This window comes from Catenibacterium sp. UBA627, assembly GCF_002299355.1.
Lineage (GTDB): Bacteria > Bacillota_I > Bacilli_A > Erysipelotrichales > Coprobacillaceae > Catenibacterium > Catenibacterium mitsuoka.
The window spans coordinates 5387-7964 of the sequence record NZ_DBPF01000066.1; the positions used below are offsets into that span (position 1 = coordinate 5387).

Below are 2578 nucleotides of genomic sequence, written 5' to 3' on the forward strand. Positions count from 1 at the left end.
TAATGCTTATAATTCTACTTTCTTACCGCCATACTTTCTTACTTTAAGAATATGACAAGAACCTTCACCAAAATACTTTTCAATTTCAGTCTTATATGTTTCTACATAATCATCTTCTACAAAGGCCTGGATCGTACCTGCAAATCCACCACCATGTACTCTACATACACCTTTATTACCTAGAATATCTTCCGATAAACCTAAGGCAATAGAAACTGCCTGGTTTGTTTCATCATGGTTAGAATAGATATTCTGTAGGTATTTATAAGAACTGTCTCCTGATGATTTGATGACTGACTTGAATGTATCAAAGTCATTGTTTTTTAAGGCAGATACTGCTTTTTCTACTCTTGCATCTTCCTTAAAGAAGTGTAATGCACGGATGACACAGCGGTCACTCATCTTTTCACGTAATTCAGGAATATGTGCTTTAAATTCTTCTTCTGATACTTCTCTTAAGAATTCTTTTCCAAAGAAGTGTGCTACTTCCTTCATTTCTGCAGGAATGGCTGCATAATCATCAGTTAAGTCTGCATGAGATGCATGAACATCTACAATACATAAACTATGATGGAATGAAGAGAAATCAACATCTACTTTTTCTACAACAGGATGATCATTGTCTTTAAAGTCAATATGAATAAGAGCACCTACTGAACTTGCACATTGGTCCATTAATCCACATGGTTTACCAAAATATACGTTTTCAGTATACTGACCAATCTGTGCAATCAATACTGGACTTACTGTCATATCATTATATAAACCTGATAATACAGTACCAATCATGACTTCAAATGCGGCTGATGAAGAAAGACCAGACCCCTGTAATACTTCACTTGTCATATAAGCTTCAAAACCACCAATATGAAGACCTAATTCCTTAAAGCGTGCAAGAGTACCTCTAATTAATCCTTCTGAAGTACCTTCTTCTTCAGCTTTCTTTTCTAAGTCATCTAAAGCTACAGCCTTTAAGTCATAATCATCAGATAATACCTTAATTTCACCATCTCTAGGTGCTGTAATCGCAATAATATCTAAGTTAATTGCAGCAGCTAATACTTCACCATGCTGGTGGTCTGTATGGTTACCAGATACTTCACTTCTACCTGGTGCTGAGAATACTTCTACTTCCTTATCACCATAAAGTGAAATAAACTTTTCAATAGCTGCAATATATCTTTCTTTCTGAGCATCTAATAAAGACTCATCTACATAAATATCAGTTAATAAAGCATCTGCCTGACCATTTCTAATATCTTCAATAATCTGTGTTGCAAGTTTCATTATTTAATTACCTCTAAACAATAAGATGTCTGTGCATCAAATGTTTCTCCCTTTCTTAAAATAGTGCTTGGATTCTTTTCAATATGAATAGCGTCTGGTAAGTTCTGTGTTTCAATACATATTGCATCTCTCGCATTATAAGGTTCACCATTCTTACCAATACGTCCATCTAGATAGTTTGCGGTATAGATCTGTGCTCCTGGTAAAGTAGTAGATACTGTTAATCTTCTACCACTTTCTTCATCTTCTAATACAACCTGGTTCTTATCTGTAGTAAAGAAAAAATGATGGTCAAAACCATTACCAAGTTTTAATTGTGGATGATCTACTTCTACACGTTCACCAATCTTTGCAGGTATTCTAAAGTCAAATGGAGTACCTTCTACAGCTTCCTTTTCACCTGTAGCAAGACCATCTGCATCTACATGTTCATAATAATCAGCATCAATCTTTAAAGTGTGATTATAGATATTATGTTTATGTCCTGATAAGTTGAAATATGAATGGTTAGTAATATTAATTAAAGTATCCTTATCACTCGTAGCATGATAAGAAATAGTTAATGTAGTACCCTCTAAATGATAAGTAGCACTAAAATCCATATTACCTGGATAACCTTCTTCTCCATCCTTTGCATGATAAGCAAACTTAATAGTATAGTCATCTAAGATTTCATAATCAAAAATCTGATAACTAAATCCTTTAATACCACCATGTAAACTATTAGGACCATTATTAATAGGTAAATGATATGTTTCACCATTTAATTCAAATGTTCCTTTTCCTATTCTATTCGCAACTCTACCTACTAATGCACCTAGATAACCATCTAGAGTCTGATATTGATTAAAGTCATCATAACCTAATACAACATCACCTTTTACTCCATTCTTATCTTCAATAATCATCTTAATAATAGTACAGCCAAATGTTGAGACAACAACTTCCATCTCTTCATTCTTTAATGATAAATTTTCAATATTTCCAATTTTTTCTATTACTTCTATCACATTTATTCACCTCATCTTCGGAAACATAGATAATTCATACCTATTACTTAATATATTTTATCATGTTATGAATAATTATGTATACGCTTTCTAGAAAAAGTGATGAATTAACAGACTATTTTATTAACCAGTATTTTTTAAAATGGACACTGTTGAATGGACACTATAGAAAAGTAGATTTATTTTGTAAAGTGGAGCCCCTTTTAAGGACATTAAATAAAAAAGCACTTAATTAGAAATGAAAATATCCTCTAGGTGTATAAACCTTGAGGATGTTTTTA

2 protein-coding genes are annotated in these 2578 nt (G+C 32.5%); both read right to left on the bottom strand.

Going from position 1 to position 2578, the window contains the following annotated elements; genetic code table 11:
• Positions 1–6: 6 nt before the first annotated feature.
• Positions 7–1287, bottom strand: a complete 1281-nt coding sequence (locus B2S90_RS04650; protein WP_286696608.1) for a galactokinase — start codon at positions 1285–1287, stop codon at positions 7–9.
• Positions 1287–2297, bottom strand: a complete 1011-nt coding sequence (locus tag B2S90_RS04655) for an aldose epimerase family protein (RefSeq protein WP_286696609.1) — start codon at positions 2295–2297, stop codon at positions 1287–1289. The genes B2S90_RS04650 and B2S90_RS04655 overlap by 1 nt, the downstream gene beginning before the upstream one ends.
• Between the last annotated feature and the right edge of the window lie 281 nt (positions 2298–2578).